Below are 5,095 nucleotides of genomic sequence, written 5' to 3'. Positions count from 1 at the left end.
TAGTATAAATTATATAAACTATGCTAAGGTTATTTTTAACCCTCTTTTATATTATTTCATGTTCAAGTTTGTTTGCTCAAAATTTTGAAAATGAAGAAATTAAAAAAACCATCGAATAACTGATAAAGTTGAATTAGGCATTGAAGCAAGTCCGGGCATAAGATGGTTGAGAGGGAATCTGTTTCTCGATTATTTGCATAGCCACAAGTTAGGCTATTCTATGGGTGCAAACATTAAATACAATTTTTCAAATAACTTTTCTGTCCTGTTTTAGTTGTTATATGAGCTTAAAGGTTCTGTTTATAAACAAGTTGAATTTGATTTTCCCGCCGTGGTTGGTGATATTCCACCAACCACCTGAAAAAATTATGTCTTGTTCGTGAGGCACTACGAACAATTGAGAGGGTTTTGTGAATACAGCAATGTAGAAATGAAGAAATGCAAATCAGTAGAGACGTTGCATGCAACGTCTCTACTACAACGTATCTACATTTGATGCATTGGGCAATGCATGACATCCACACAATACCCAAAACCGTCGTAATTATTACCCAAATATTTCCCCTGTCTGTAGCGTCCTCGCTACCAGACAAATATCAAACAAGCAATCTGCAATAGGTTTCAGTCCAATGCTTTTTATAACTTGTTCCATCCAAATCCATGTCCCACACTTCCCTCTGGCAGCAGCCCCAGCGTGAGGGATAGTAGCGGAAAGCCCACAGCGACGGAGGAGTGAGGACTTGGAGCGGATATGAGCCCGACCCGGAGGGGCACGCCCAAATAATCTCCTTTTCTTTTTGATTATTCTCCTGTGGTAATGATTCCTCAATAATCTAAACTATAAGACTTCCAATATACCTAAATCCTGAATTCAATATCATTCAAAGAATTTTAACTATTTTAGTATTGAATTAAATTCACATTTTGAGCAGTTCTTTTTACCTTTAAATAACAGCCGAATCACTAAATAATGGCAAAAACATTCAAAAGCTTCAGTTTAACAGCACTTTTATTCTTTTTTATTACATCAGCTGCGCATGCTCAATTAGATTATGACGACTTAGGGAATTGGGCTTTTCATCCGGATAAACCGGGGACTCTTTTGGATGGCTTCAATATTGATATTGCCGTAATAGATGAAAATCTCAATACAGATACTTTAATCCAGCGAACGAATAACTCCATGATTAATACGGGTGTGGATGTTTTTTTTGTGCATCCAACTATTTTACATAATGTGACCGGTTTTACAGAACGGAAAAATATTCCTTTAGAGGATCAGCCTCAACCTATGATAGCCGCCGGAATTGTTGGACAGGCAGGATTGCTTTCTCAATTCGGAAGGGTGTTTGCTCCCCGCTACCAACAGGCAACTCCTCCCACTTTTATAAATAGTCCTTTAGACAGCACGCAAGTGGAGGTTATAAATACTGCCTACGAGGATGTTAAAGCTGCTTTTCAACATTATTTACAGCATCATAATAACGGAAATAAAATTATTCTGGCAAGTCATTCACAAGGGGCATTTCTCGTGTCTATACTTTTAAGAGATTTGTTTGATGATAACAGCAGTTTGAGGGAACAACTGGTGGTAGCTGTTACTGCAGGAATTGTTAGCAGCTATGCAGAAGCCGGTAAAATTGACGGTGGTTGGTGGGAAAATATCCCGCGTTGTGAAGAATTTGAGCAATGCGGTTGTGTTATGACCTGGAGAAGCTTTAAGGAAGGGCAAACGATCCCTTTCATTAGTCCAGGCCACTTAACTTTAAATCCTAATGCGGCAAATCAGAATCTGTTATACAGGAACCTGAATGTGAGTAATGACCAATTGTTTCAGGATTCTGTTTACTATTCAACAGCCTCTCAACCGCTGGAATATTATATAACTCTTAGAGGAAATGCGCCCTATGGCGGAAATGCCGGGTTTGTGGCTTTTGATGACTTTTATCAAATCAGATTTCAGCGCTCAGGAATGACCAGGGTTGGGTTTATGGTTGAGCACACCCCTCAGCCAAACGATCAGCGCCCCAATCCTCTGCTGGACGAAGAATCGAATCCTTCTTTTACAGCTATGGGATACCATAACAGAGATTATAACATTTATCAGTGGGCACTTTTACAACAAATTGATGCAAAGCTTGCTGTTTGCACATTGACTAACAGTGTAAAGGATTGGAAAGCAAATAATGTAAACTCTCTGCAAATTCAAAATGGTCCTGCAAGCAATTATTTAAGAATTTCCATAGAGGACTCCCCTATCCGTGATGAAACCGTGAAAATTTATGATTTAAACGGTAGGCTGATTTTAGAAACGGCAACAGACTCATCCGGAAAAATCAATACTTCCGGGATTCCACCATCTGTTTATTTTTTACATACCGGATTTGGTGTAAAGAAAATTTTGATTCAAAGATAAGTGGGTGAGTGCTCTGAAGATTTTTTCAAAACAATCACCCTTTACCTTTTTTATGATTTTAGAAAATCTTATTTATCACTCAGGTTCAATTGTTTACTTGTTTTCAAGAGGTTCTAATTTTAGTGAAAAATCTACAGATACTTCATCATTTACACTTACCATTCCAAAGAACTTTTGAGGTGTCTCCAATCCGAAATCTGAAAATCGAAAACTGCGATTACCTAAAAGAATTTTACTTCCATCGCTTTCTTTCCGAATTATATAAGAGAGATTGTACTTTCTGGATACACCCGCCAGCTTGATTTCCACTTCTCCTTTCCCACTTATGCTATTTTGATCATTTTCGATGGCATAATTATTTGGAAGACTAATGAAGCTGACTTCAATATCAGGATATTCATCGGCAGAAATTGTTTTCTTGAAATCACGATTCATGATATAGTTTTCGCAATCAAAGCCATTAGCTTGCATGATAATTTTCCCATTTATATTCCCTTCCTGAGATTCTACGTGAAATCGTTCAGTCATTATATCCTGACCGGAATAGCTTACAGATAAACAGCTGAATGTATTGACATTGGTTGTTCCGCTGATTTTCAACAAACTGTTAGAAGTTACCAGCCAATGCCTTTCTGAATAGGAGCTTTCGGGTGACATACTCACCATTAAAAACCACCCTACAAGCACACAAATGAATATTTTTTTCATCTGTTTAAATTTTTCTGTTGAATAAAAAGTCTGAAAATCCGAAACTGCTTTCTAACTAAAGGATTTCGTTATTTCTTTAGAAACTAATGACTGCTTCTATGTTAAAACCACTAAATTCAGCCTGCTCAAATTTGCTTCCGGCCCAGCCGTCACCTTCATAAGTTTGGGCTACATACTCAATTTTTGTTTTTACATTTGGAGTTATAAACCAGCCTGCACCAACATTAAAGCGATTAATTTCTCTTGTAGAAGCATTTTCATTCATTTTCCCAAAAACAGAATTGTAACGCCCACCTACATAAAATTGCTCTGTACCTCCAAAACGATAAAGCAACTCTGCTGCAAGCTGAGTAAATGCTCCAGAACCTAAATCCTCACTGTTCATAGCCATTTCATAGATTCCGAAAAACTCAATTCCTTTAAATTTTATAAATGGATTAAACTGAAAAGCGGTTAACTGATTAAATCTGGGGTTAAACCTGCCTTCAAAAGAAGATCCGTCACCATCCAGTGTTTGCATTATATTATAATACCTTGAACCTGCACGATCACCTCCATAAAGCCATGTTCCGGTGGTTTCCCCATAATTTAAATATGCCGAGCCTGTGAGTCTTACTCTCAAATCATCTGTCAGCTGATTATCATATCCTAATTTTCCGTAAAAAGAAGGTTGATTATCTGATTTCTCATTTACCACTACACTTTGATTAAGTTTGCCGTTTGTAAGACCTAATACACCCAAAAATCCATTTTTTTGAATCAATACCTCTCCGAAGACTTCTGTAGAAAAAGCATCCATAATATAATTACCGACAAAAGGGTTGAAAATAGCACTTGCATTGTCGCTTCTTCGGAAATGCGCATCTCCGTAGTTGAACTGATCAAGTCCAAATCTTAAAGTAGTTACATTCATTATGTTACTTAAAAAGCCGGAATTTATAAACTCAAATTTATCAATTTGAATGTGACCACCTTTCACCCAGGATTCCGGATGATGCTTAGATGATAAATAAGTTCGCAAATGCATGCGCATACCATCATACAACTGCACATCAACATTGAGGTTTGCAGAAGGTAAATTAAAATTTGTGCCTAATTCAACCAGACTATCCAATTCATTTGATTGGTTAAGTCCCTGAAATTGAATGGCAAAATCACCACCTATACGAACTTTTAATCCGTCGTAAGTAACAGTATCAGTTTTTGAAGTTTCAAAAACATTCAGACCATCCTTATTATTGGGCCGGTAAAACTGTAAATCCGGTTGAAAAGCAGTTAATATCCCTGCATTTAAAAAAATTGCTAAAAAGAAAAAAGTTCTTAAACATAGTGTGTACATAGTTAACATTTTTTAGTTTGATAAATTAAACATTGCATTGAAAGATATCTCCAGTTCGTCACCTGTTTTAACACTCCCCAACATTGCTGTGGGTGGTTCAATGTCAAAATCAGAAAACTTTATTTCCAGTTTTCCAATAAACCGGATATTATTACTTGTAGCACGATAGTGCGCTTCAATAGTTACATCTCTACTATTCCCCGCTACGGTTAATCGCCCTTTTGCCTTTACTGTCTGCCCCGTAATTTCCTCAACACTCTGTAAAACAAATCGAATGTTACTATACTGATCTGTTTTTAACGCTTTATAAGCATTGTTGTCCATACCTCTTCTTCCACTTTTGAGGGTTTCGGATGGTATAGTAATTTCCAGTGAAGGCAAGTCTTCAATTCGTCTATTTTCTAATTTAATTTCGGCTTTGCCTTCAGCTTCTTTTGATACCATATCCCAATCATGAAGAGTAGATGTACCTTCTACCTTAAATTCATTATCTGAACCGAGTACAAAAGTTTGATTTGCTTCAATTGCTAAAGTTGAACATGTAATTAACAAGAGCGTAAATAATGTTTTTATTTTAAAATTTTTCAGTTTTATTTTTTTTATTAAATACATTTTTATTTATTTTTTATTTA

4 protein-coding genes are annotated in these 5,095 nt (G+C 36.4%); 1 reads left to right on the top strand and 3 read right to left on the bottom strand.

The window, feature by feature from the left end; translation table 11 throughout:
* Positions 1–970 precede the first annotated feature (970 nt).
* Positions 971–2,416, top strand: a complete 1,446-nt coding sequence (locus EA412_00620; protein ID TVR83949.1) for a DUF3089 domain-containing protein — start codon at positions 971–973, stop codon at positions 2,414–2,416.
* A 93-nt stretch (positions 2,417–2,509) separates the two neighbouring features.
* Here the strand turns inward: EA412_00620 and EA412_00615 are convergent, their stop codons facing one another.
* From EA412_00615 to EA412_00605, 3 genes are all read right to left on the bottom strand, one after another.
* Positions 2,510–3,124, bottom strand: a complete 615-nt coding sequence (locus EA412_00615) for a YceI family protein (GenBank protein ID TVR83948.1) — start codon at positions 3,122–3,124, stop codon at positions 2,510–2,512.
* Between the two features lie 76 nt (positions 3,125–3,200).
* Positions 3,201–4,463 (bottom strand): hypothetical protein, encoded by a 1,263-nt coding sequence (locus EA412_00610; protein ID TVR83950.1) that lies wholly within the window; start codon positions 4,461–4,463, stop codon positions 3,201–3,203.
* A gap of 12 nt (positions 4,464–4,475) precedes the next feature.
* Positions 4,476–5,075: a YceI family protein gene (locus tag EA412_00605; GenBank protein ID TVR83947.1), complete on the bottom strand. Its 600-nt coding sequence runs from the start codon at positions 5,073–5,075 to the stop codon at positions 4,476–4,478.
* Between the last annotated feature and the right edge of the window lie 20 nt (positions 5,076–5,095).

This window comes from Chitinophagaceae bacterium, assembly GCA_007695095.1.
Taxonomy (GTDB): Bacteria; Bacteroidota; Bacteroidia; order Chitinophagales; family REEL01; genus REEL01.
This window is presented reverse-complemented; position numbering and strand designations above follow the sequence as displayed.